This is a genomic window from Streptomyces sp. NPDC057702 (assembly GCF_042799315.1).
Taxonomy (GTDB): domain Bacteria; phylum Actinomycetota; class Actinomycetes; order Streptomycetales; family Streptomycetaceae; genus Streptomyces.
This window is the reverse complement of sequence record NZ_JBHVJC010000026.1, coordinates 76,269-98,426: the sequence shown is the minus strand read 5'-3', so window position 1 is coordinate 98,426 and position 22,158 is coordinate 76,269. Positions and strand designations below refer to the sequence as shown.

Genomic DNA, 22,158 nt, shown 5'->3' with positions numbered 1-22,158 from the left:
TTTTTAAAAGCTAACGGTTAGTGCTACGGTCGGCGGCATGAGGAAAGTGAGCTTCGCCGAGTTCGGCGGTCCGGATGTGCTGCGACTGACAGAGGCCGAGGAGCCCCACGCGGGCCCCGGCCAGATACGGGTGGCCGTGGCGGCGGCGGGGGTCAACCCCGTCGACTGGCGGGTCCGCGAGGGCCAGGTACTCCAGGCCCATCCGCTCGAACTGCCCGCCGGGGTCGGGCTGGACGCGGCCGGCGTGGTGGACGAGGTCGGCTCGGGCGTCACGGGGGTCGCGGTCGGCGACCGGGTGTTCGGCGAGGGAGCTGACACCTACGCCGAGTACGCCGTGCTGGCGGCCTGGGCGCTGATGCCCGAGGGCCTGACGTTCGCGGAGGCCGCCGGCTATCCGTCCGTGATGGAGACCGCGCTGCGCGTCCTGCGCGAGGTCGGCGTCGAACCGGGCCAGACGTTGCTGGTCAGCGGCGCGGCGGGCGGTGTCGGGTCGGCGGTGCTCCAGATCGCCCGCGAGCGCGGCATCACGGTGATCGGCACGGCCGGGCCCGCGAACCAGGACTACCTGCGCGACCTGGGCGCCCTCGCCACGACGTACGGCGCCGGCTGGGTCGACCGGGTCCGGCGGCTCGGCTCCGTCGACGCCGCCCTCGACCTGGCCGGTGCGGGCGTCATCCGCGACCTGGTCGAACTGACCGGGGACGCGCGGCGCGTGGTCTCCATCGCCGATCTCGGCGCGCCGGACCTGGGCGTCCGCTTCTCCGGCGTGGCCGGCAGCGTGCCCGACGCGCTCGCCACGACCGTGGACCTCCTCACGCGCGGGCGGCTGCACATCCCGGTCGAGCAGTCGTACGCGCTGACCGAGGCCGCGGCGGCGCACGCCGACAGCCAGGCCGGTCACACCCGTGGCCGCCGGGTCATCCTCGTCTGAGCCCGCCGTCCGCACGACCGGCCCGGTAGGACGCCCCGTCGGGGGGCGGGGTGTCCGACCGGGCCGGCGGCCACCGGGCCCGGTGGCGCGGTCGCCGCGAGGCGGTGCGGCCGGCCGGGGCACGTACGCGGCGGGCCCGGTCGAGCTACGGAGGGCCGGGCCCGGCCAGGCCCGCCGCCGTGGGCTCATTCGCCTTCGCCGGGCCGTGACAGACCGGGCCCGCCGGGTCAGAAGGCCGGCCCGGCCGGGCAGCCGCGCGCCGGGGCGGGACAGGGCCGGCGGCCTGGCCGTGAGGGCCGTCCGCTCCTGCCCGAAACTCCCGCGATTTCCCTCCCCCGACCGGCTTACCCTGCCCCTATGCCGCCCTCGTCGATACCGGACGCCTTAGCCTCCGGCTCCTTCGCCGTCCCCCTCCGCCGCCCCGTCCTCGCGCCCGTCGTCACCCCCATCTCCACCTCGGCCGCCGGGCCCGCCTGTCCCACGCGCACGCCGACCGCACCGGCCACGGCCACCACGATCACCCCGGCCGGCGACGCCATCTCCCCCACGCGCTCGGTCGCGCCGGACACGCCTCCCGTCGCCCCACGCGCCGCCGACGCCCCGGCCCCCCTCGTGCTCCCGGCCGACCTGCCGGTCGTCACCGAGATGTCCAAGACCGCCTCCGGGCGCGCCTGGCTCGCGACGCTGCCCGCGCTCATCGCCGAGTTCCAGGACCGTTGGTCGCTACGGCTGGGCCCGCCGATCCACGGCGGGAGCTGTTCCTGGGTGGCGCCGGCGACGCTGCCCGACGGCGGGGCGGCCGTGCTCAAGCTGACCTGGCCCCACCGCGAGGCGTCCGGCGAGGCACGCGGGCTGCGCACCTGGGCCGGCGACGGCGCGGTGCGCCTGTTGGCGGCCGACCAGCGGCGGTACGCGCTGCTGGTCGAGCGCTGCGTGCCCGGCACCGAACTCGACGACGCGGAGCACCTGACGCCCGAGGCACGCCTGCTCGCGGCGGCCGAGCTGCTGCGCGGACTGTGGTCCGCGCCGGTGCCGCGCGCGGGCCTGGAGACGCTGGCGACGGTCACCGGCGAGTGGGCGACGCTGGTCGAGCGCCGCATGGCGCGCCTCGCGCCCGGCTACGACCCGGCGTTGGTGGCCGTCGGGGCGGACCTGCTGCGGAGGCTGCCGGCGAGCGCCACGCGACAGGTCGTGGTGCACGGCGACTTCAACCCGGGCAACATCCTGGCCGCCGGGCGCCGGCCGTGGCTGGCCATCGATCCGAAGCCGATGGTGGGCGATCCGGGGTACGACCCGTGGCCGCTGCTCACCCAGTTGGACGACCCGTTCGAGTACGCCGACCCGGGCGCGGTGCTGGCTCACCGGTACGCGCTGTTCGCCGACGCGGTGGGCGAGGACCCCCGACGCCTGCTGGCCTGGTCGATGGCGCGGGCGGTGGAGAGCGCGCTGTGGTTCGCCGCCATGGGCGAGGTGGCCGACGGCGCGGAGGAGATGGCCCAGGCCAGGACGCTGGCCACGGTGGCGGGCCTGTAACACCGACGTCGCACGCCCGGGGGGGGCGCCTCACGGGCGGGTAACGGCGCCGGGGGAACGGGCCGCGGCGCCGCGGGCGTTGAGCGCCTCGCCGCGCGGCCGGCCGGCGGGGTCTTTCGGGCGCGCTCGTCCGGGGTGGCGGGGGTGTTCGTGGGCGCCGGCCGCCACGGCGGGCGGCGTCGCCGTGGCGGCACGCCGGGACGACTGTCGGACAGGTGGCCAGTTACGGCGTCGGCCATCTCCTGGAGTTCCTCGCGCCCGACGCCGCCCGCGGCCTGCACGCCGATACCGAACACCAGCCTGGTGACGTAGCGGGCCAAGGGCCCCGGGTCGGCCGCCGGCGGCGGGTCGCCCTCGTCGACGGCCCGCGCGAACCGGTCACGGACGCGGCAGCGGCCGTCGTCGCGCCAGGGCGAGCCGGTCGCGAACCTCCCGCCCGGCGTCGCTGGGGGCCAGGGCGCCCTGGACGCCCAGGCACCGTGCGGGTGGGTCGGGCGCGTGGTGGCGCGGACGGTGCCGGTCGGACCACGGTCGCGACGTCGCGGGCGGTCGGCTCTTCCGACGCTTGGGCCACACAGGCGCTCGGGCCCTCAGTGTGGCCGACCGGGCCCACGGGCCGGGCGGCGGGGCCCGGACGCCGGCGCCCTCCGCGTCGTGGTGACGGGGAGGGCGCCGGCGATGGGGGGCGTCACCCGGCCGATGGGGCCGTGACAAGCGGGGCGTACGCGGTGGGCGGGGGCCGCTCACGGGGCCGCCGGGGTCAGCGGTTCCGGCGCGTCGTGGTCCGCGCCCCGCCGGGCGCCGACAGCGGCATCAGTGGTGGCGTTGTCGGCGGTGTCGGCGGCGGCGCCGCTCGCGTCCGGGGAGGAGTCGGGCTCGTCGGCGAACTGGGTGCGGTGGAGCTGCTCGTACCGGCCGCGTCGGGCCAGCAGTTCGGTGTGCGTGCCGCGCTCGACGACCCGGCCCTCCTCGATGACCAGGATCAGGTCGGCGGCCCGCACCGTGGACAGCCGGTGGGCGATGACCACGGCGGTCCTGCCCTCCAGCGCCTCGGCCAGCGCCTCCTGTACGGCCGCCTCGGAGGTCGAGTCCAGGTGCGCGGTGGCCTCGTCCAGAATGACGACCTGGGGCCGGGCCAGCAGCAGTCGGGCGATGGTCAGACGCTGGCGCTCGCCACCGGAGAGCCGGTAGCCGCGCTCGCCGACGACGGTGTCGAGCCCGTCGGGCAGCGCCGCGATCAGCCCCTCCAGCCGGGCCCGGCGCAGCACCTCCCACAGTTCGTCGTCGCTGGCGCCCGGGCGGGCCAGGAGCAGGTTGGCGCGGATGGACTCGTGGAAGAGGTGCCCGTCCTGGGTGACCATGCCGACGGTCTCGCGGAGGGAGGCGGCCGTGAGGTCGCGTACGTCCACGCCGTCGATCCGCACCGTGCCGGCGTCCGCGTCGTACAGGCGGGGCAGCAGCTGGGCGAGGGTGGACTTGCCCGCGCCGGAGGAGCCGACCAGGGCGACCATCTGGCCGGGTTCGGCCCGGAAGGAGACCTGGTGCAGCACCTGCTCGCCGCCCCGGGCGTCCAACGTGGCGACCTCCTCCAGGGAGGCCAGGGAGACCTTGTCGGCGGCGGGGTAGCCGAAGTCCACGTGGTCGAACTCGACCGAGGCCGGGCCCGGTGTGACCGCCCGGGCGTCCGGCTTCTCCGTGATCAGCGGCTCCAGGTCGAGGACCTCGAAGACCCGCTCGAAGCTGACCATGGCGCTCATGATCTCCACCCGGGCGCTGGCCAGCGCGGTCAGCGGGGCGTACAGACGGGTCAGCAGGAGGGCCAGGGCGACGACGGCGCCGGCGTCCAGGGACCCGCGCAGCGCGTAGTAGCCGCCGAGTCCGTAGACCAGGGCGAGGGCGAGGGCCGAGACCATGGTCAGGGCCGTCATGAACACCGTCTGCACCATGGCACTGCGCACGCCGATGTCCCGGACGCGGCGGGCCCGCGCGGCGAACTCGGCCGACTCGTCGGCCGGTCGGCCGAAGAGCTTGACCAGGGTGGCGCCGGGTGCGGAGAAGCGCTCGGTCATCTGGGTGCTCATCGCCGCGTTGTGGGTCGCCGCCTCCCGCTGGAGGCGGGCCAGTCGGGCGCCCATCCGGCGCGCCGGCAACACGAAGACCGGCAACAGGACGAGGGCGAGCAGGGTGATCCGCCAGGACAGGCTGAGCATCACGCCGAGCGTCAGCAGCAGCGTCACCACGTTGCTCACCACACCGGAGAGGGTGTCGCTGAAGGCCCGTTGGGCGCCGATCACGTCGTTGTTGAGCCGACTGACCAGCGCGCCGGTGCGGGTGCGGGTGAAGAAGGCGACGGGCAGCCGCTGGACGTGGTCGTACACGGCCCGGCGCAGGTCGAGGATCAGGCCCTCGCCGATGCGCGCGGAGAACCAGCGCTGGGTGAGGCCGAGGCCGGCCTCGGCCACCGCGATCACGGCGATCAGGACGGCCAGGGTGACCACCTCGCGCACCGCGTCGCCGTCCACGATGGCGTTGACGACGCGGCCGGCGACCACCGGGGTGGCGACCGCGAGGGCGGCGGTGACGACGCTGAGCACGAGGAACCGTACGATCTGCGGCCGGTGCGGGCGGGCGAAGCGCGCGATGCGGCGCACGGCCGCCGCGGAGAAGGGGCGCCGGTCGTTCTTGGCGTTCATCACGTGGTGCAGTGACGTCCAGGCGGTGACTTCCATGTCCATGGGGGCTCCTTGGCGGGGTGGCGCACCGCCGGGCCGGCGGTTCTCGACGAACGTATGACTTCAACAAATGTTTAAGTCAATACTCCGCGCCGCCGGCTCACTCCCCCGGCGCTCCGCCGCCCGTCGCCTACGGCGGCCCGGGGCGCCTCGCTGCCTTCGCGCGGTACGCGTCGCCGGCGGCCAGGGCACGGGTCGTGTCGCCCGGAGCGCGGGGGCGGGCGGCGGCCACCAGCGCGGCGGTGAAGGGGTGGCGGGGCGTGGTCAGCACCTGGTCGGCGGGGCCGTGTTCGACGATCTCGCCCGCGTCGAGCACGGCGACGCGGTCGGCGAACGCGGCCGTCTCCAGGTCGTGCGTGATGAGCACCAGCGCCAGCTCCGCGCGCTCGCGCGCCAGCGCGGCCAGCAGGTCCAGGATGTCGCGCCGGCTGACCGCGTCGAGCCCGGAGGTCACCTCGTCGCACAGCAGCACCCGGGGCCGGGCCAACAGCGCGCGGGCCAGCGCCGCGCGCTGCAACTCGCCACCGGAGAGCTGGTCCGGTCGACGCGCCGTCAGCTCCGCGCGCAGCCCGGTGGCGGCGAGCAGCGCGGCGGCCTCCTCGCGCGCCGTGCCGGGCGCCACGCCGCGCAGCCGGACGGCGGTGCGCGCCACCTGGTCGAGCACCGGCCGGTACGCGTCGAAGGCGGCCCGCGCGTCCTGGAACACGTACTGCACGGCGGCCAGTTGGGACCGGGAGCGATCACGCAGGCTGCGGGGCAGCGCGGCGCCGTCCAGCAACACCTGCCCGGTGTACGCGCGGTGCAGCCCCGCCAGGCAACGGGCCAGGGTGGTCTTGCCGCTGCCGGAGCGGCCCACCAGGGCCAGCGTCCGCCCCGGGGGCACGGCGAGTTCGGCGACGTGGACGACGGCCACGGCCGCGCGCCGCCCGGCGGCGCGGTGCCGGGCGGTGAGCGCGTGGACGACGAGCCCGGCGGCGGGCGGTCGCCGCCCGGTGTCGGCCCCCTGGGGAACCGGTGTCGGCTGGTCGGCCGGTGTCGGCCCCGGGGCGTCGGTGGCCGGCCGCCGCCAGGGCCGGGCTGGCCCGCCGTCCCGGGCGGCCGGCTCCCTTGGCGCGGGAGGCGCGTCATCGGGTGTCGGGGGCGACACGTCGCCCGCCGGGGTACCGGCCGCCGGCGTCTTCGGGCCGGGCGTGGTGGTCGGGGCGCGGCGCGCCGAGGGCTGGGTGGGGAGTGGTGGCGGGGCCAGGAGCTGGCGGGTCAGCGGGTGTCGCGGGGTGCTCAGGAGCCGGTCGGCCGGGCCGGCTTCGACGACCCGGCCGGCGTGCAGGACCACGATGTCGTCGGCCAGGTCGCGCACCACGTCCAGGTCGTGGCTGAGCAGGACGAGCGCGATGCCGCGCCGGGTCACGGCCGCGAGTTCGTCCACCACCCGTCGCTTGGTCAGCGCGTCCTGGCCGGTGGTGGGTTCGTCGGCGACGATGACGCGCGCGCCGAGCAGCAGCGCCTGGGCCAGCACCACGCGCTGCTGCTGACCGCCCGAGAGCTGGTGCGGATAGCGGTCGATCACCCGTGGCCCGTCGTCGACGTGGGCCGAGGCCAGCGCGGCGAGCACGCGCGCGCGAGCGGCGGCCCGGCGCTGCCCGCGCGGCAGGTCGCGTACCTGGCGGCGGGCGATGTCGGTGAGCAGCGCGGCCACCCGGCGGGCCGGGTTGAGCACGGCCGCGGGGTGCTGGGGCACGTAGCCGGCCGGCTGGTCGGCCACGTGTGTCTCGCCGGTCACCACGGCGCCGGCCGGGTAGCTCCCCAGCAGGGCCAGGCCGGTGGTGGTCTTGCCGCTGCCGGAGGCACCCACCAGCGCGGTCACCCGGCCCGGCGCGGCCCGCAGGCTGACACCGTCCACCAGGACCCGCCCGGCCACCTCGATCCGCAGATCCCTGACCTCGGCGACGGCCGGTCTCCCGACGCTCATCGGCGCTTCTCCTCTCCTTGGGTCCCCCGGTTTCCCCACGCCCGGTGGGTGGGCCGTACGCGGCGTAGGCCGCGACGCGCCGCCCCGCGGGGCTCGGCGGCGGGCGGGCTGCCCGCGTCAGCGGGTGGGGCGGGGGCGGTCGGTGCGTGGTGGTCGGCGGCGCGGGCCGGCGCGGCGACGCGATCGCGCGGGCGGGTGGGGCGGTGGCGGGTCGGGGGGCGGGCGGCGCGAGGGGTGAGGGCCGCGTCGAACAGCAGGTTGGTGCCCATCGACAGCGCCACGATCAGCAGCGCGGGCACCACCACCGCCCACGGTTGGAGCAGCAGGCCGGTGCGGTTGCGGTCGACCATCACGGCCCAGTCGGCGGCGTCGGGCGCGACCCCCACCCCCAGGAAGGCGACGGTGGCCACCAGGTACAGCACACCCGTCAGGCGTACGCCCGCGTCGGCGACCAGGGTGTGCCGGGTGGCGCGGCCGACGTAGCCGACGGCGATCCGCCACCAGCTCTCGCCCTGCGCCCGCAGCGCCTCCACGGCAGGCCGGGAGGCCGCCTCGGCCGCCGCCGCGCGCACCATGCGGGCCGCGTCCGGCAGGTTGACCAGCGCGATCAGCAGCACCAGGCCGAGCGTGCCCGGCTGGTAGACGGCGGCGACCAGCAGGACGAACAGCAGCGAGGGCACGGCCAGCACCACGTCCAACGGCCGCATGAGCAGCTCCTCCAGCCAGCCACGGTGGGTGAGGGCCGCGGTGAGGCCGATCGGCAGGGCCACGACGTAGGTGAGGGCCGTGGCCGACAGCGCGACGAGCACCACCGAGTGCCCGCCGAGCAACACCTGCCGCCACACGTCGCGACCGACGAAGTCGGTGCCGAGCCAGTGCCCCTCGCCACCGGTGAAGGACACGCCCCGCTCCCCCGCCTCCCCCGCCAGCAGTGGTCCGAGGAGGGCCAGCAGCAGTGGCGGCAGGACGAGGAGCAGGCCGACCGCGAACCGGCCCAGGCGCCACGGGCGCCGCGCCCGGGGCGGCGGGGCGCTCGCGGACGGCGTGGGTGACGTCGGGCGGGTGGTGGGCGACGGCGGGGGGTCGGTCGCGCTCACGCGGCCACCCCCGCGCGGGGGGCGAGGCGGTGCGCGACCACGTCGGCGGCGAGGTTGAGCACCACCGCGAGCAGACCGAAGACCACCGCGAGCCCCTGCACCACCGGCACGTCCCGGGCGGCGACCGCGTCCATGAGCACCGTGCCCAGACCAGGGATGATGAACAGGGCCTCCACGACGATGACGCCGCACAGCAACCAGTCCACGGTGCGGGCCAGTTGCTGCGCGGCGGGCGTCACGGCGTTGGGCAGCGCGTGCGCGAAGCACACCCGGGCCCCGCCGACCCCGTAGCGGCGGGCCTGTTCGGCGTACGGGGCGGACAGCGCGTCGATCATGCCGGCGCGCACCAGTCGGCTGATGGAGCACACCGGTCGCGAGAGCAGCACCAGCACGGGCAGGACCAGGACGGCGGGGTGGGCCAGCAGGTCGGTGCCGTAGCCGACGGCGGTGGGGGGCAGCCAGTCCAGGCGCAGGGCGAAGACGGTGACCAGGAGCACGCCGAAGGCGAACTCGGGCACCGCGTACACGCCCAGCGTCACCGAGCTGATCAGCCGGTCCACGGCCCCACCCACGCGGCGGGCGGCGAGCACTCCGAGGCCGACCGAGACCGGCACCAGCAGCGCGATGGTGAGCGCCGCGAGCAGCAGGGTGGGTCCGAAGCCGTCGGCGAGGTAGTCGGCGACGGGGCGCCCGGAGGCCAGCGAGGTGCCGAGGTCGCCGTGGAGCAGCCCGGTGACCCACTCGGCGAACCGCTCGGAGGCGGGTCGGTCCAGGTCCATCGCCGCGCGAATCCGCTCGATGCGCGCGGGGTCGGGGTTGTCGGCGGCCAGGGCGACGGCCGCGTCGCCCGGCAGCGCCTCGGTGAGCGCGAAGACCAGCAGGACGACGGCGGCGGTCTGGGCGAGGCCAAGGAGCAGGCGGCGGGTGAGCCAGGAGTGTGCGGGGATCACCGCAGCCACACCTTGTCGAAGCGCGCCCAGTCCAGGGTGTTGGCGGGCGCGTCGGAGCGCACACCGCCGACCCCGCGCGCGGTGCCGACGATCCAGTCGGCGAAGCCCCACACCAGGAAGCCGCCCTCGGTGTGCAGCTCACGCTGCATGCGCGCGTAGACCTCGGCCCGCGCGCTCTGGTCGCGGGTGGACTGGGCCTGCTGGTAGAGGGCGTCGAAGGCGGGGCGGCGCCAGTGGGTGGCGTTGGTGGAGGAGTCGGTGAGCAGCCGTTGGGAGATGTGCGACTCGATGGGCATGGCGCCCGAGCGGTAGCAGCTGAGGGTGCCGCCGTCCAGGATGTCGCTCCAGTACGTGTCCTTGCTGCCCGCCCGGACCCGGACCGTGACGCCCGCCTTGGCCGCCTGGTCGCGGAAGATGCCGGCGGCCTCGGTGAACCCGGCGGCGACCTCGGAGGTGTCCAGGGTGACCCGCAGGTCCTCGGCCCCGGCCCGCTTGAGGAGGTGGCGGGCCCGCGTCAGGTCCCGCTCGCGCTGCGGCAGGTCGGCCGCGTAGTACTGGTAGCCCTTGCCGAACAGGTCGTTGCCGACCTCGCCGGCGCCCGAGAGCGCGCCGTCCACCAGCTCCTGCCGGTCGGCGATCAGGAAGAACGCCTGGCGCACCCGGACGTCGTCGAACGGTGGCCGGTCGGTCTTCATCGCGAACGCCTGCATGGCGCTGTTACGCAACCGGACGATGGTGATCCGCCCCTGGTCCTGGTGGGCCCGGGCGGTGGCCGGGTTGAGCTCGTGGGCGTACTCGACCTGGCCGCCCAGGAGGGCGTTGACGCGGGCGGACTCCTCGTTGGCGATGAGGAACTCCAGCTCGTCCAGGTACGGGGCGCCGTCCCAGTAGTCGTCGTAGCGGCGCACGGTGCACGAACGGCCGGGCGCGAAGGAGACGAATCGGAAGGGTCCGGAGCCGACGGGCCGCTCGAAGCGCTCGGTGTCGCGGGGTATGACGTAGGCGCCGAACGCGGCCAGCACGTTGGGGAACTCGGCGGTGGGTCGCTTGAGGCGGAACTCGATGGTGCGCGGGTCCAGGGCGCGGCTGGCCTTCAGGTCGATGGGTTCCAGGGACGCCTTGGCCCGGTAGGTCTGGCCGGGGTCGGCGATGCGGCGGTAGCTGTAGAGCACGTCCTCGGCGGTGACGGTCCTGCCGTCGTGGAAGGTGGCCTCGCGCAGCGTGACCTTCCAGCGGTCGAGGCGGGGCCCCGGTTCCCAGGAGGCGGCGAGGCGGGGCCTGGCCGTCATGTCGGCGCCGCAGTCGGCGAGCTTGTCGAACAGGGCCTTGGCGCGGGCCGCGTCGGCGAACAGGTTGCTCCGGTGCGGGTCGAGTGTCTCGGCCGCGCCGCCCCCGGCGAACGCGGCGCGCAACCGCCCACCCCGCCGGGGCGCGCCGCCCCCGGAGGTCGCCCCGGTGCCGCCGGCACCCCCGCCGCACCCGGTCAGGGCCAGGGTGCCGAGGCCGGCCGCGGCGCCGGCGGCGAGGAAGCCGCGCCGTCGCAGGGCGGGAAGGGAACGGTCGGGCTGAGCGGATGCGGTCACGGGGACTCCTTGGACGGCGGTACGGGATACGGGCTGAGCGGGAGCGCGGGGTCGCGCGGTACGGGTCGGGGCCCGCGCGCGACGGCCGGGGCGGGGTGGGCCGGGGCGCGGCACGGCCGGTGCGTCACGGGTCGGCGTTGGTCGGAGCGGGGAGGGAGGGGGCTGGCGCGGGGCCGGGTGGGCAGCGGCCGGGTGGGCAGGTGGGCCCAGGGTGGGGGGCGGGTGGGTTGGACGCAGCGACGGGTGGGTGGCCTGGCGCGGGGTGGGTCGGGTCAGTCGGGGAGGCGCTCGGCGACCAGGTGGAGCCGGTCGCCGTCGGCCGTGCCGGGCGGCGGCGGGGCGGCCTCGTGCCACGCGGGCTCCGTGCGGGGCCCCGGGCCGTCGTGCAGCTCCCGCACCCGAAAGCCGTGCGCGGCCAGCAGGTGGCGCAGCTCCTGTGGGAAGAGCAGCCGCCAGGCGGAGTGCTGGGCCAGGGGCGGCGAGTTGTCGTCGGCGCTCCACACCCGGCAGCGGCGCAGCAGTTGCGCGGCGCGGTCGATCCAGAGCGTGGTCACGGCCGTGTAGGTGACGCCCTGCCAGCTCAGGGTCGTGTGGCGGGGAATGTCGAGGAGCTCGGTGTTGCCCAGGAAGAACGCCCCGTTGCGCATCTCGGCCACCAGCAGTCCGCCCGGTGCCAGGGCGCGCCGGCAGGAGGTGAGCGCCCCGTCGAGATCCGCGCCGGTGTGGCAGTACAGCAGGGCGCTGTCCAGGCAGGTGATGGCGTCGAAGGCATCCTGGCCGAGGTCGAAGTCGCGCAGGTCGGCACGGACGTACGCGGGGCCCGGGTGGCGCCGCCCGGCGTGGGCGAGCATCGCCTCGGACAGGTCGGCCCCCACCACGCGCCGGCCCGCCGCGTGCAGCCGGGCCGCGTCCCGACCGGTGCCGCAGCCCAGGTCGAGCACGCGCGGCCCGGCGTCGTACGTCCGCAACACGGCCTCGGCCCACCGTGCGGCGAGGCCGTCGGGGTCGGGGAAGCGCGCCTCGTAGAGCTCGGGGTTGTCGGTGAGCAGGTTGCCGCCCTCCGTCGTGGTCGGGGCCGGCGGGTCGGCCGGTGGCGTCCGCGCGGGATCCGGCGCCGGGGTGGTCGGCGGCTGGGGCGTCGCGGTGGGCGTACGCGGTGCGGTGGGCTCGGTCATCGGGCTGCTCCCGTCGTGTCGTCGCTGGTGTCCTCGGTGCCCCGCTGCGAGCGGTGGCCGGTGGGGTGGGCCCGGGTGGCGGTGCGCGAGGCGGGGGTGGTCGCGGAGGGGCTCGGGTCGGGGCGGGGGCCGGTGCCGGCCGGCCGGGCGCCGACGGGCGCGGGAACGCGGGTGCGTCGGCCGGGAGCGGTCGGGCCGGGGCGCGGGCTCGCGGCGGCGGCGTTCGACGCGATGGGCTGGTGCACGTCGGTGGGCTGGGGCGCGCGGGCGGTGTGAGGCGGGCCGGCGGGGCTCGCGCCGGTGGGGGTCGGCAGGGCGCGGAGTCGGTGGAGCCAGGCCACGCCGGTGGCCGAGGCCAGACCGAAGCCGAGGCAGCACGCCCAGGGCAGCCAGGGGGCGCCGCCGCGTTGGCCCGCGTCCATGGCCCAGCCGACGGCCGTGTTGCCCAGTGCCGCCGCGATGCCGGAGACGACGTAGAAGATGCCGAAGTAGGTGCCGGTCAGGTGGGCGCGGCCGAACTGCGGTATCAGCTCCATCACGAACGGCTGCGCGATCATGATGCCGAGGTAGAGCAGCAGCGCCCCGGCCAGCACGGGCAGCAGGGCCAGCGTCGCGCGCGCCGTGCCGTCGGGCGCGCCGTGGCCGGTCACCAGCAGCGGTGGCACGAACGCCAGGCCCATCAGGGCCAGCCCGGCGCTGATCCAGCGGGCGCGTGCGCCCCGGTGGCGCAGCCGCCCGGTGATCCGCATCTGGAGCGTCAGGTTGGCGACCGTGCCGACCAGGAAGACCAGTCCGGCGGCGCCCTCCCAGCCGGTGGCGCGCCGGGCGCCGTCGGGCAGCAGCAGGTAGAGCTGGTTCTCCATGGTGAACATGCCGACCATGGCCAGCGAGAACGCCAGGAAGGCCCGGTGGGAGAGGACCTCACGCCAGTCGCCGAGCACGCTGGCCCGGGCCGGCGGCACCGGTCGGGCCGGGAGCACCAGGGCCTGGGCGAGGGTGAGCAGGGCGAAGATGCCGGCGGCGGTGAGCGCCGAGGCCCGGAAGTCGACGAGCAACAGGGCGCCGCCGAGCAGTGGCCCGAGCAGGGCCCCGGTGGTGGCGAACACGTTGAACAGCGCGAACGCCTCCGCCTTGCGCTCCCCGGCCTCCCGGGCCAGGTAGGCGCGTACGGCGGGGTTGAAGAGGGCCCCCGCGAGCCCGCTGAGTATGGAGGCGGTGAGCAGCACCGGTAGCCCGTCACCGAGCGCGAAGAGCGCGAACCCCAGGGTGCGCAGCGCGCATCCGGCGATGATCACGCCTCGGGCGCCGAGCCGGTCGGCGGCCGATCCGCCGATGATGAACAGTCCCTGCTGGCTGAGGTTACGCACCCCCAGGACGATGCCGACCACGGCGGCGGACATCCCGAGATCCTCGCTGAGGTGGGTGGCCAGATAGGGGATGAGCAGGTAGAAGCCGGTGTTCACACCGAGCTGGTTGACCAGCAGCAGGCGGATGGCGAGGGGGAAGCCGCGTATCTCGCTCCAGGTCTTCACGGCGTGCTCTCTTCCTGGGTGGGGGTGGGTTTCTGAACGCGGACCGGCGGCCTTCGCATCGGACGCGGGCCCTGGTGACGCGCCGTGGACCTCGTACGGCCGGAGCGCGTCCCCGTGGGCCGGGCCGGACGCGCGCCCCCTGGCCGCCCGGGCGCGGCGGACGGCACGCGGGCCGAGCGTGAGCGACCACGGCCGGGCGGGGCGGCTGGAGTGGTGCCGGCGTACGGCCGGTACAGGGTGCCGCCGGCACCACGGCCCCGGGGCGTGGCGGCTGCGTGCCGGCCCGTCCGCACAGGCGGTACGTCGGGGTGGCGGCGTGGCGGTGTGTCGACATGGGGGGATGTCGATGCCTGGGGACGTCGACACGTCGATACGCCGGTGGGCGTCGCGCCGTGGCCGGTGTGGTCGGGGTGGGTGGTGCGGCGGGGGCTGTCGGCGGGGCCGGCGGGATCGGCCGCCGGCGCTCGTCGGGTGGCCGGCCGGTGGCCGGCGGGGCTCAGGTCCGCAGGCGGGGTGGCGTCTGCGGTGGGCGGGGCACGGGGGTCTGGGGGCGGGTGGGGCGCACGCCCAGGCCCGCGTGGGCGCTGACGCGCACGGTGCCGTCGGTGCCGCCGATGCCCGTCCACGGGTCGTCGGCGAGCAGCAGATGTCCGTCCAGGTCCACCCAACGGGCCCGGTCGGCGAGGTGGACGGCGGGGGCGATGCCCAGCGAACTCGCGGTCAGGCAGCCGAGCATGAGCGCGGTGCCGCTGCCGGCGACGAGTTCGCCGATGCGCAGCGCGGCGTGCACGCCGCCGCACTTGGCGAGCTTGACGTTGACGCCGTGCACCCGCCCGGCCAACCGGCGTACGTCCTCGATGCTGACCGCGTCCTCGTCGGCGATGACGGGCAGCGGCGAGTCCTCGGCGAGGGCCGCGAGGGCGTCCGGGTCGCCGGGGGCGATGGGCTGCTCGACGGCCTCGACGCCGAGTTCGGCGTACCGGGGCAGCAGGGTGCGGGCCTCGGTCGCGGTCCAGGCCCCGTTGGGGTCCAGGAGCAGCCGGGGGCCGGGGGCCTCGGCCCGGATGACGCGTACCCGCTCCAGGTCCGCCTCCGGGTCGGCCGTGCCCACCTTGACCTTGATGGTGCGAAACCCGCTGTCGGCCAGGGAGCGGGCGCGCACGGCCGCGCTGACGGTGGTGGTGATGCCGATGGTGCGGGCGGTGGCGGCGACCGGCGGGGTCAGGGTGCCGATCAGGTGGTGGACGGGGGCGCCGGCGCGCTTGCCGACGAGGTCGAGCAGCGCCGCCTCGACGGCGGCGACGACGGCGGGCGGCGTGCCCTCGGCGGGCAGTTCCCCCGCGCGCAGCGCGCCGAGCGCGGTCTCCGGGTCGGGGAAGCGCGCGAGGTCGAGCCCGGCGTCGGCGAGCAGGCGGCCGAGGGTGTCGGCGTCGAGGCCGAAGTAGACGCTGGCCACCGCCTCGCCGTGGCCGCGCAGGCCGCGGTGTTCGATGGACAGCCACACCGCGTCGCGGGCGTCCATCACCGAGCGCGAGATGCGCAGCGGTTCGGCCAGGCGCAGGCGGGTGGTGCGCAGGGTCGTCTTCATGGGGTGCCCTCCAGGGGGTCGATGACCGTGGTGCAGCGCGCCCAGCCGACGGCCTCCGCGGCCCGTGGGTGTGGTATCTCCACGGGGCGGGTGGCGGCGCGGTCCGGGTCGATGCCGTGCGCCGAGGTGAAGGCGTCGTCGAAGACGCTGCCGAGGTAGCGGTGCGGGCCGTCGGGGAAGACGGTGGCGACGACCGCCCCGGGGTGGACGCGGGCGGCCCAGGCGGCGACCAGCGCGACGGCCCCGGTGCTCCAGCCACCGCTGACGAAGCTGGCCCGGGCCAGGCGGCGGCAGGCGTTCACGGACTCGGCCGGGCCCACCCAGTGCACCTCGTCGAAGGCGTGGTAGGCCACGTTGCGCGGGTGGATGCTGCTGCCCAGGCCACGCATCAGGCGCGCGCGGGCGGGCTGTCCGAAGATGGTGGAGCCGGTGGCGTCCACGCCGACCAGCCGCAGCGCCGGCCAGTGGCGGCGCAGGGGGCCGATGATCCCGGCGCTGTGGCCGCCGGTGCCCACGCTGCACACCAGGATGTCCAGGTGGTCGAGCTGGACGGCGAGTTCGGCGGCGAGGGAGGCGTAGCCGGCGATGTTGTCGGGGTTGTTGTACTGGTCGGGCCAGTACGCGCCGGACTGGGTGGCCAGCACCTCGCGTAGCCGGCGGATGCGCGCGGCCTGCCAGCCGCCGTGCGGGGCGGGCCGCTCGACGATCTCCAGGCGGGCTCCGTAGGCGCGCAGCAGCTGGCGCATGGGAGCTTCGAGTTCGTTGTCGCACACCAGGGTCACCGGGTGGCCGAGCGCCTGCCCCGCGAAGGCGAGGCCGACGCCCAGGGTGCCCGAGGTGGACTCGACGACGGGTGCGCCGGGGGCGAGTTCGCCGCGCTCGCGGGCGCCGAGCAGCATGGCGACGGCGGCCCGCGCCTTCATGCCGCCGACGCCGAGCCCTTCGAGCTTGGCCCAGAAGCCGGGGTGGGGGTGGGGCAGCGCGGCGGTGACGCGGGCCAGTGGGGTGCGGCCGAGGAGGGCCAGGAGTTCGTGGCTCGCGGTGGGTGCCAGGGTGGTGCTGGTCAACGTGGGCCCCCGTAGCGGTAGATGACGCCGGGGCCGCCGTCGAGCCAGAAGAACGGGTACGGCTCGGCGCACACGGCGCTGACGCCGGCGCCGATCAGGTGGGGCAGGATGGCGCTGCCGGTCTGGGCGAACATCACCAGGGGCTTGTCGTGCGCCACCGCGTGTCGGCGCAGCCCCTCGAAGGTGTCGTTGCCCAGCGTCATGCCGGAGGCCAGGATGGCGTCGCAGCGCTCCAGTTCGGCGGCGGCGTCGGTGCTGATGGGCTCGCCCCATTCGGTGCTGCCGCCCTTGAGGTCGCAGGGCAGGTAGCCGATGTCGCGGGCCCGCAGCGCTTCGAGCAGCGAGTTGACGACGCCGACGACCAGGACGCGCCGGGGGCGGGAGGGCTCCAGGAGGGCGGCGACGGCGCGGGCGCGGGCCCGCGACTTGTGCAGCGAGGTGCCCGCGGGCAGCGGGTAGGGACGGGCGTGGGCGGCCCGCTGGTGCGGGTGCGCGTGCAGCAGGTAGGCGTCGAGCGCGGCGACGCGCACGGCGGGCAGCGGGTGGGCCAGCAGGGTGGCGATGTCGGCGCCGACGCAGTCGTCGAGCGCGCCGGCCGGCAGCGCGCCGGGCTCCACGGCGCAGGAGCCGACGGCTTCGGCCAGGCGCAGGCTCAGCACCTCGTTGCGGTACCCGCCGCCCCGGCCCTCGTGGCGTACGGCCTGCGTGGTGCTGAAGGCGACGGAGACCCGCTGGGTGGCGGGATCGGCGCCGAACTCGCCGGCCCGTACGCGGCGTAGCAGGTCGGCGTAGCCGGTGGCGGCGCCGAGGGCGGTGCTCATCGGGCCGCCACGCGCGGGCGCAGCGCGCCGAGCAGGCCCTCGACCCGGTCGCGGGCGCCGGCGCCGGCGGGGTCGGCGGCCATGACGTGGCCGAGGTACTCGTTGTTGCTGCCGGCCACCTTCACGGCCGTGCCGGGGGCGGCGAGCTGGGCCTCCAGCACGCCGGGGCGCTCGGTCAGGCCGTCGGCGCCGTCGATGCCCTCCAGTACGCCGGCGGCGCCGGGCACCAGGAAACCGATGGCGGCGCTTTCGAGACCGGTGGCGCGGGCGGTGAGGTCGGGCGGGTTGCCCAGGGCGACGTCCACGAACGCGGCGGCGAGGTCGATGCCGGTGACGTGGCGGACGAGTTCGGTGATGCGGTTTCCGGCGGGCCGGGGGTTGACCTCCACGACGCGGGGGCCGCGCGCGGTGAGCTTGATCTCGGTGTGGGCCACGACGTGGTCAAGGCCCAGGGCGGCCAGCGCGTCCCGCGCGGTGGTGGTGGCGGCTTCGGCGTCCGGGGCGTCGAGGGCGGCGGGGAACATGTGGCCGGTCTCGATGAACGCCGGCGCCCCGCCGATACTCTTGTCGGTGACGCCGACGACGTGCGTCCTCCCGTCGAAGGTGACGGTCTCGACGCTGACTTCGGGCCCCTCCAGGAGTTCTTCGAGAAGCACCTGGGGGGCGCGTCGCTGGCCGCGCGCGTTGACGGGGAAGTCGGCGAGGGCGCGGTAGGCGCGGGAGAGGTCGCCCTCGTCGTCCACGCGTCGTACGAACATGCCCGCGCACAGGTCCACGGGCTTGATGACCAGCGGGTAGCCGATCTCGCGGGCGCCTTCGGCCGTGGCGGCCCAGTCGGCGCAGACGGCGAAGCGCGGCCCGGGGACCCCGGCGGCCTGGAGCGCGCGGCGGGTGACGTCCTTGCGGCAGGCGTCGGTGACGGCGCGGGGCGGGGCGCCGGGCAGCCCGAGCCGGGCGGCGACCTCGGCGACGGTGGGCAGGTAGTAGTCGCACGAGGTGATCACGCCGTCGAAGCCGAGCGCGGCGTGCAGCCGTTCCACGTGCGGGAGCAGCGCGCCGGTGTCGTTGGTGTCCCCGGTGAGGACGTTGCGCGCGCCGAGCAGGGGGTGAGCCGCGCCCTCGGGGGCGTTCCGTAGGTAGTGGTGCAGGTCACGGGTGAGGAAGGTGAACTCGTGTCCGCTCTCGCGTACGGCGCGCGGCAGCAGTCGGCTCATGGACCCGACCCAGCTTTCGATCATCAGAAGGTGACCCACAACTCTCCTCATCGCCAGGGCACTTGGGATTCCGGACACGCGAAGGAGCACCCTTCGACAGCCGGGACCGTATTGACCAAGAGCACACGCTATCGATAATCATTTTCATTGTCACCTGGCTGAACCACTGATCTTCCGATTGCGAGTCCCGTATGCCCTCCGTCGTTCCGACCCCCGCGTCCGTGGCGCACACCGCCACCGAACCGACCGCGCGCCGCGCCCGGCGCGCCCGCCGGGTCAGCGCCCTCGGCGCCCTGGTCGCCGGCGTCGCCGTCCTGGCGCCGGTGCTTCCGCCGCCGCTGGCGCACGCCGCGCCGATACCCGGCGCCGCCTCGCGCGGCGCGATCGACTTCGGCCCGTGCCCCGACTCCGTACCGGCGCCGCCGCCTGGCGAGCACGTCGAGTGCGGCACCGTCCGACTACCGCTGGACTGGGACCACCCGACCGGGCCGGCGCTCGACATGGCCGTCTCCCGGGTGCGCGCCACCGGCACCGGGGCCGAGCGGCGTGGCGCTCTGCTGGTCAACCCCGGTGGTCCCGGCGGCTCCGGACTGGCGTACGCGGTGACCAAGCGCGCCAAGCTGCCGGAGTCGGTGCGCCGCGCCTACGACGTCGTCGGCTTCGACCCACGCGGCGTGGGGCACAGCGCCCCCGTCGACTGTGGCCCGATGGGCGGGCTGTTCGCGAGCCCGGGCGCCGACCCGCTGCCCCGGGACGCGGCCGGACAGCGACGCCGGTCGGCCGCGCTGCGCGAGCTGGCCGCCGACTGCGCCGGTGCCGTGGGGCCGCGCCTGTCGCTGTTCTCGACCGAGGCCACGGTGCGCGACATGGACGCGCTACGGGCCGCGCTCGGCGAGCCGCGCACCCACTTCCTGGGCGTCTCCTACGGCAGCTACCTGGGCGCGGCGTACGCGGCCCGTTTCCCGGGCCGCACCGGCCGCATGGTGCTCGACAGCGTTGTCGGCCCCGAGGACTGGCATGACTTCGACATGCGCCAGGCCGTGGCGCTGCTCCGTCAGCGCGAGGTGCTCTTCGACTGGCTGGCCGGTGACCCGCGGCGGTACGGCCTCGGCGACACGGCCGGCCAGGTGCGGGCCGCGTACACGCGGGCCCGCGAGGGGCTCGCGGCCCGGCCGGTGGACGGCTTCGGTCCGGCCGCGTTCGACCGCGCCGTCTACCGGACGTTGGGGCGCACCGAGCGGTGGGCGCCGTTCGGTGACGGACTACGCGACTACCTCCGGCGGGGCGACGTCGCCGCGCTGCGGCCCGCCGCGCCGTTCGACGGGCCCGCCTCGCGCAACTACGAGGCGGCCAACCGCGTCGTCAAGTGCGCGGACGGGCCCGGCCCGAGCCCGCGGCGCGTCGTCGCGGACGTGCGCGCGCTGCGCCGGCTCGACCCGCGCCCGCTGCTGACCGGGTTGGAGGCCAGCGCCTGCGCGTACTGGCACCACCGGCCACGGCACCGCACCCCGCTCGGCGGGCCCGGGGCCGCCCCGGCGCTGCTGGTCGCCAGCGAACACGACCCCGTCACCCCGCTGGCCGGCGCCCGGCGCCTGGCGGCCGGCCTCCCGGGCTCGCGCGTGATCACCTTGCGCGACGACTACTCCCACGGCGTGTTCGCCAGCCGGGGCAACCCGTGCGTGGACCAGGCGACGGCGACGTACCTGCTCACCGGCGCCCTGCCCGGCGCGGACCTCGACTGTCAGGGTGACGGCCTGCCGCGACACCCGGGGCGCTAGCCACCGGCCCCCGCCCCGCGCGCCGCCCGCGATCGGCGACACGCGGGGCGGGGAGCTCCCTCGGGGCGCCTGTGGGTGGTACGGATGGCTCTCTTCCGCAGCGGGCGGCGCGAGGAGCGAGGGCGATGCAGTGGTTCACCGCGGACGGCTACTGGTGGAGCCGATTGGCCTTCCAACGCGTCCTGGCCGCCGTCTACCTGACGGCCTTCCTCACCGCGGCCCTCCAGTTCCGGGCCCTGCTCGGCGCGCGCGGCCTCACTCCGGTGCCACGGTTCGTGGCCCGGGTGCCCTTCCGCGCCGCGCCCAGCCTCTTCCAGCTCCACTACTGCGACCGGTGCTACGCGGCCGTCGCCTGGGGCGGGGCCGCGCTGTCGGCGGCCACCCTGGTGGGCTGCGCGGACGCGGTGCCGCTGGGGGTCGGGGTGGCGGTGTGGGCCACGCTGTGGGCGCTGTACCTGTCGATCGTCAACGTGGGCCAGACGTGGTACGGCTTCGGTTGGGAGTCGCTGCTCCTCGAAGCCGGCTTCCTGGCCGTCTTCCTGGGCAACGCGCGGGTGGACCCGCCGGTGCTGACGCTGTGGCTGGTGCGCTGGCTGCTGTTTCGGGTGGAGTTCGGCGCCGGGCTGATCAAGATGCGGGGCGACCGCTGTTGGCGCGAGCTGACCTGTCTGGACTACCACCACGAGACCCAACCCATGCCGGGCCCGCTGAGCTGGTTTTTCCACCACCTGCCGAGGCCGCTGCACCGGGTGGAGACGGCGGCCAACCACGTCGCCCAACTCGTCGTGCCCCTGGCCCTGTTCACGCCGCAGCCGGTGGCCACCGTGGCCGCCGCGACCATCATCGCCACCCAGCTGTGGCTGGTGCTCTCGGGCAACTTCGCCTGGCTCAACTGGCTCACCATCGCCCTGGCGCTGACCGTCGTCGACAGCCACCTGGTCGGCGCCGCCCTGGGCCTGTCGGACCCGGCCGAGCGCGCCGGGCCCCCCGGGTGGTTCACCGCGCTGGTGCTCGCCGCGACCGTACTGGTGGCGGTCCTCAGCTACTGGCCCGCGCGCAACCTGCTGGCCAGGCGGCAGCGGATGAACGTCTCGTTCAACCCGCTGCACATCGCCGGCTCCTACGGCGCGTTCGGCAGCGTCAACCGCCACCGGCGCGAGATCGTCATCGAGGGCACCGACGCCCCGCCCGACTCCCCCGAACCCCGCTGGCGCGCCTACGAGTTCAAGGGCAAGCCGGGCGACCCCCGACGCCTGCCGCGCCCCTGCGCCCCGTACCACCGGCGGCTGGACTGGATGATGTGGTTCGCCGCGATGTCCCCCGCCTTCGCCCGCTCCTGGTTCGCGCCGCTGCTCGACAGGCTGCTGACCGGTGACCGCGCGACGCTGGCACTGCTGCGGACCAACCCCTTCCCCGACGCGCCCCCGGCCCAGCTGCGGGCCACGCTCTACGCGTACCGGTTCACCACCTGGCGCGAGCGGCGCGACAGCGGCGCCTGGTGGCACCGCACCCGGGCGGGCGCCTACCTCCCACCGGTCACGCGCGAGACCCTGCCCGCCACGGCCCGCCGGGCGGGCCTGGCCCCGCCGCGCGAGGAGCCCTGAGGCCACCGGTTCGCGGCCGGCGCGGCCGACTTCCGCGAGCAGGCCGGCCTCACGACCACCGCCAGCCAGCGAGCGCGTGGCGGCCCGGATGCCGCGTCGGCGTGACGGCTGACGTACAGGCTGGTGAGGGCGGCGGGGTGGGGCCGAGGCGTGGCCACGGCCGCGCGGGGTGGGTCAGGGCAGGTCGCGGGCGCCGAGGCGGAGGTGCTCGATGTGGTAGACCGCCTCGTCGAGAAGTTGGGCGACGTGGTGGTCGTAGAGGCTGTAGACGATGCGGCGGCCCTGTCGGGAGCCGGTGACCAGGCCGAGGGCGCGGAGCAGGCGTAGCTGGTGCGAGACAGCGGACTGCTCCATGCCGATCGCCTCGGCCAACTCGGTGACCGGACAGGGCCCCTGGCGCAGTCGCGTCAGGATCATCAGCCTCGACGGCGTCGCCAGGGCCTGGAGCGTGGCGGCGATGGTGGCGGCCGAGTCCGCGTCGAGCAGCTCCACCGGGGTGGTCTCACCCTTGCCCTTGGCTCCGTGTCCCATACGGGTCATCGTAGTCGCGGCTCCATACAAACACGTGAAGATCTCTTCATGTA

At 75.9% G+C, this 22,158-nt stretch carries 15 protein-coding genes and 1 pseudogene; 4 read left to right on the top strand and 12 right to left on the bottom strand.

Annotated features, from left to right (window positions below; translation table 11 throughout):
* The first annotated feature begins 37 nt into the window (after positions 1 to 37).
* Both ACFVFR_RS20925 and ACFVFR_RS20920 read left to right on the top strand, forming a co-directional pair.
* The gene (locus ACFVFR_RS20925) at positions 38 to 931 is read left to right on the top strand and encodes an NADP-dependent oxidoreductase (RefSeq protein WP_383703821.1); all 894 of its coding nucleotides are present in this window, start codon (positions 38 to 40) and stop codon (positions 929 to 931) included.
* A 357-nt stretch (positions 932 to 1,288) separates the two neighbouring features.
* A complete protein-coding gene (locus ACFVFR_RS20920; protein WP_383703819.1) occupies positions 1,289 to 2,464 on the top strand; it encodes an aminoglycoside phosphotransferase family protein in 1,176 nt (391 codons plus the stop codon).
* 743 nt (positions 2,465 to 3,207) lie between these two features.
* Here ACFVFR_RS20920 and ACFVFR_RS20915 read toward each other — a convergent pair.
* The 11 genes and pseudogenes from ACFVFR_RS20915 to ACFVFR_RS20865 form a co-directional block, all read right to left on the bottom strand.
* The gene (locus ACFVFR_RS20915; RefSeq protein ID WP_383703817.1) at positions 3,208 to 5,199 is read right to left on the bottom strand and encodes an ABC transporter ATP-binding protein; all 1,992 of its coding nucleotides are present in this window, start codon (positions 5,197 to 5,199) and stop codon (positions 3,208 to 3,210) included.
* 127 nt (positions 5,200 to 5,326) lie between these two features.
* A complete protein-coding gene (locus ACFVFR_RS20910; RefSeq protein ID WP_383703814.1) occupies positions 5,327 to 7,165 on the bottom strand; it encodes an ABC transporter ATP-binding protein in 1,839 nt (612 codons plus the stop codon).
* A complete protein-coding gene (locus ACFVFR_RS20905; RefSeq protein ID WP_383703903.1) occupies positions 7,162 to 8,163 on the bottom strand; it encodes an ABC transporter permease in 1,002 nt (333 codons plus the stop codon). Before ACFVFR_RS20905 ends, ACFVFR_RS20910 begins: the two co-directional genes overlap by 4 nt.
* Positions 8,164 to 8,258: 95 nt before the next feature.
* Positions 8,259 to 9,212, bottom strand: a complete 954-nt coding sequence (locus ACFVFR_RS20900; RefSeq protein WP_383703812.1) for an ABC transporter permease — start codon at positions 9,210 to 9,212, stop codon at positions 8,259 to 8,261.
* On the bottom strand, positions 9,209 to 10,795 hold the full coding sequence (locus ACFVFR_RS20895) for an ABC transporter substrate-binding protein (protein ID WP_383703810.1): 1,587 nt from the start codon (positions 10,793 to 10,795) through the stop codon (positions 9,209 to 9,211). Before ACFVFR_RS20895 ends, ACFVFR_RS20900 begins: the two co-directional genes overlap by 4 nt.
* Before the next feature lie 272 nt (positions 10,796 to 11,067).
* Positions 11,068 to 11,970 (bottom strand): class I SAM-dependent DNA methyltransferase, encoded by a 903-nt coding sequence (locus ACFVFR_RS20890; RefSeq protein WP_383703808.1) that lies wholly within the window; start codon positions 11,968 to 11,970, stop codon positions 11,068 to 11,070.
* Positions 11,971 to 12,257: 287 nt separating this feature from the next.
* Positions 12,258 to 13,502: pseudogene (locus tag ACFVFR_RS20885) on the bottom strand (MFS transporter); the annotation flags it as partial.
* A gap of 496 nt (positions 13,503 to 13,998) precedes the next feature.
* A complete protein-coding gene (locus ACFVFR_RS20880) occupies positions 13,999 to 15,090 on the bottom strand; it encodes an enolase C-terminal domain-like protein (RefSeq protein ID WP_383703805.1) in 1,092 nt (363 codons plus the stop codon).
* The gene (locus ACFVFR_RS20875) at positions 15,087 to 16,157 is read right to left on the bottom strand and encodes a PLP-dependent cysteine synthase family protein (protein ID WP_383703803.1); all 1,071 of its coding nucleotides are present in this window, start codon (positions 16,155 to 16,157) and stop codon (positions 15,087 to 15,089) included. Before ACFVFR_RS20875 ends, ACFVFR_RS20880 begins: the two co-directional genes overlap by 4 nt.
* Positions 16,154 to 16,978 carry a hypothetical protein gene (locus ACFVFR_RS20870; RefSeq protein ID WP_383703801.1) on the bottom strand — a complete coding sequence of 275 codons (825 nt, stop codon included), beginning with the start codon at positions 16,976 to 16,978 and terminating at the stop codon, positions 16,154 to 16,156. The genes ACFVFR_RS20875 and ACFVFR_RS20870 overlap by 4 nt, the downstream gene beginning before the upstream one ends.
* Positions 16,975 to 18,231 (bottom strand): ATP-grasp domain-containing protein, encoded by a 1,257-nt coding sequence (locus ACFVFR_RS20865; protein WP_383703798.1) that lies wholly within the window; start codon positions 18,229 to 18,231, stop codon positions 16,975 to 16,977. Before ACFVFR_RS20865 ends, ACFVFR_RS20870 begins: the two co-directional genes overlap by 4 nt.
* Positions 18,232 to 18,413: 182 nt before the next feature.
* Between ACFVFR_RS20865 and ACFVFR_RS20860 the strand changes: the two genes are divergently transcribed.
* Positions 18,414 to 19,970: an alpha/beta fold hydrolase gene (locus tag ACFVFR_RS20860; RefSeq protein ID WP_383703795.1), complete on the top strand. Its 1,557-nt coding sequence runs from the start codon at positions 18,414 to 18,416 to the stop codon at positions 19,968 to 19,970.
* A 125-nt stretch (positions 19,971 to 20,095) separates the two neighbouring features.
* Positions 20,096 to 21,574 (top strand): lipase maturation factor family protein, encoded by a 1,479-nt coding sequence (locus tag ACFVFR_RS20855; protein WP_383703792.1) that lies wholly within the window; start codon positions 20,096 to 20,098, stop codon positions 21,572 to 21,574.
* A 174-nt stretch (positions 21,575 to 21,748) separates the two neighbouring features.
* Here ACFVFR_RS20855 and ACFVFR_RS20850 read toward each other — a convergent pair whose 3' ends face one another.
* Positions 21,749 to 22,105 (bottom strand): ArsR/SmtB family transcription factor, encoded by a 357-nt coding sequence (locus ACFVFR_RS20850; RefSeq protein WP_383703790.1) that lies wholly within the window; start codon positions 22,103 to 22,105, stop codon positions 21,749 to 21,751.
* Positions 22,106 to 22,158 lie beyond the last annotated feature (53 nt).

What these genes read in the sequence shown, in the direction of transcription:
- ACFVFR_RS20890 (WP_383703808.1), bottom strand. Translation starts at nt 11,970, where the DNA reads ATGACCGAGCCCACCGCACCGCGTACGCCCACCGCGACGCCCCAGCCG.
- ACFVFR_RS20870 (WP_383703801.1), bottom strand. Translation starts at nt 16,978, where the DNA reads ATGAGCACCGCCCTCGGCGCCGCCACCGGCTACGCCGACCTGCTACGC.
- ACFVFR_RS20915 (WP_383703817.1), bottom strand. Translation starts at nt 5,199, where the DNA reads ATGGACATGGAAGTCACCGCCTGGACGTCACTGCACCACGTGATGAAC.
- ACFVFR_RS20850 (WP_383703790.1), bottom strand. Translation starts at nt 22,105, where the DNA reads ATGGGACACGGAGCCAAGGGCAAGGGTGAGACCACCCCGGTGGAGCTG.
- ACFVFR_RS20910 (WP_383703814.1), bottom strand. Translation starts at nt 7,165, where the DNA reads ATGAGCGTCGGGAGACCGGCCGTCGCCGAGGTCAGGGATCTGCGGATC.
- ACFVFR_RS20880 (WP_383703805.1), bottom strand. Translation starts at nt 15,090, where the DNA reads ATGAAGACGACCCTGCGCACCACCCGCCTGCGCCTGGCCGAACCGCTG.
- ACFVFR_RS20925 (WP_383703821.1), top strand. Translation starts at nt 38, where the DNA reads ATGAGGAAAGTGAGCTTCGCCGAGTTCGGCGGTCCGGATGTGCTGCGA.
- ACFVFR_RS20855 (WP_383703792.1), top strand. Translation starts at nt 20,096, where the DNA reads ATGCAGTGGTTCACCGCGGACGGCTACTGGTGGAGCCGATTGGCCTTC.
- ACFVFR_RS20920 (WP_383703819.1), top strand. Translation starts at nt 1,289, where the DNA reads ATGCCGCCCTCGTCGATACCGGACGCCTTAGCCTCCGGCTCCTTCGCC.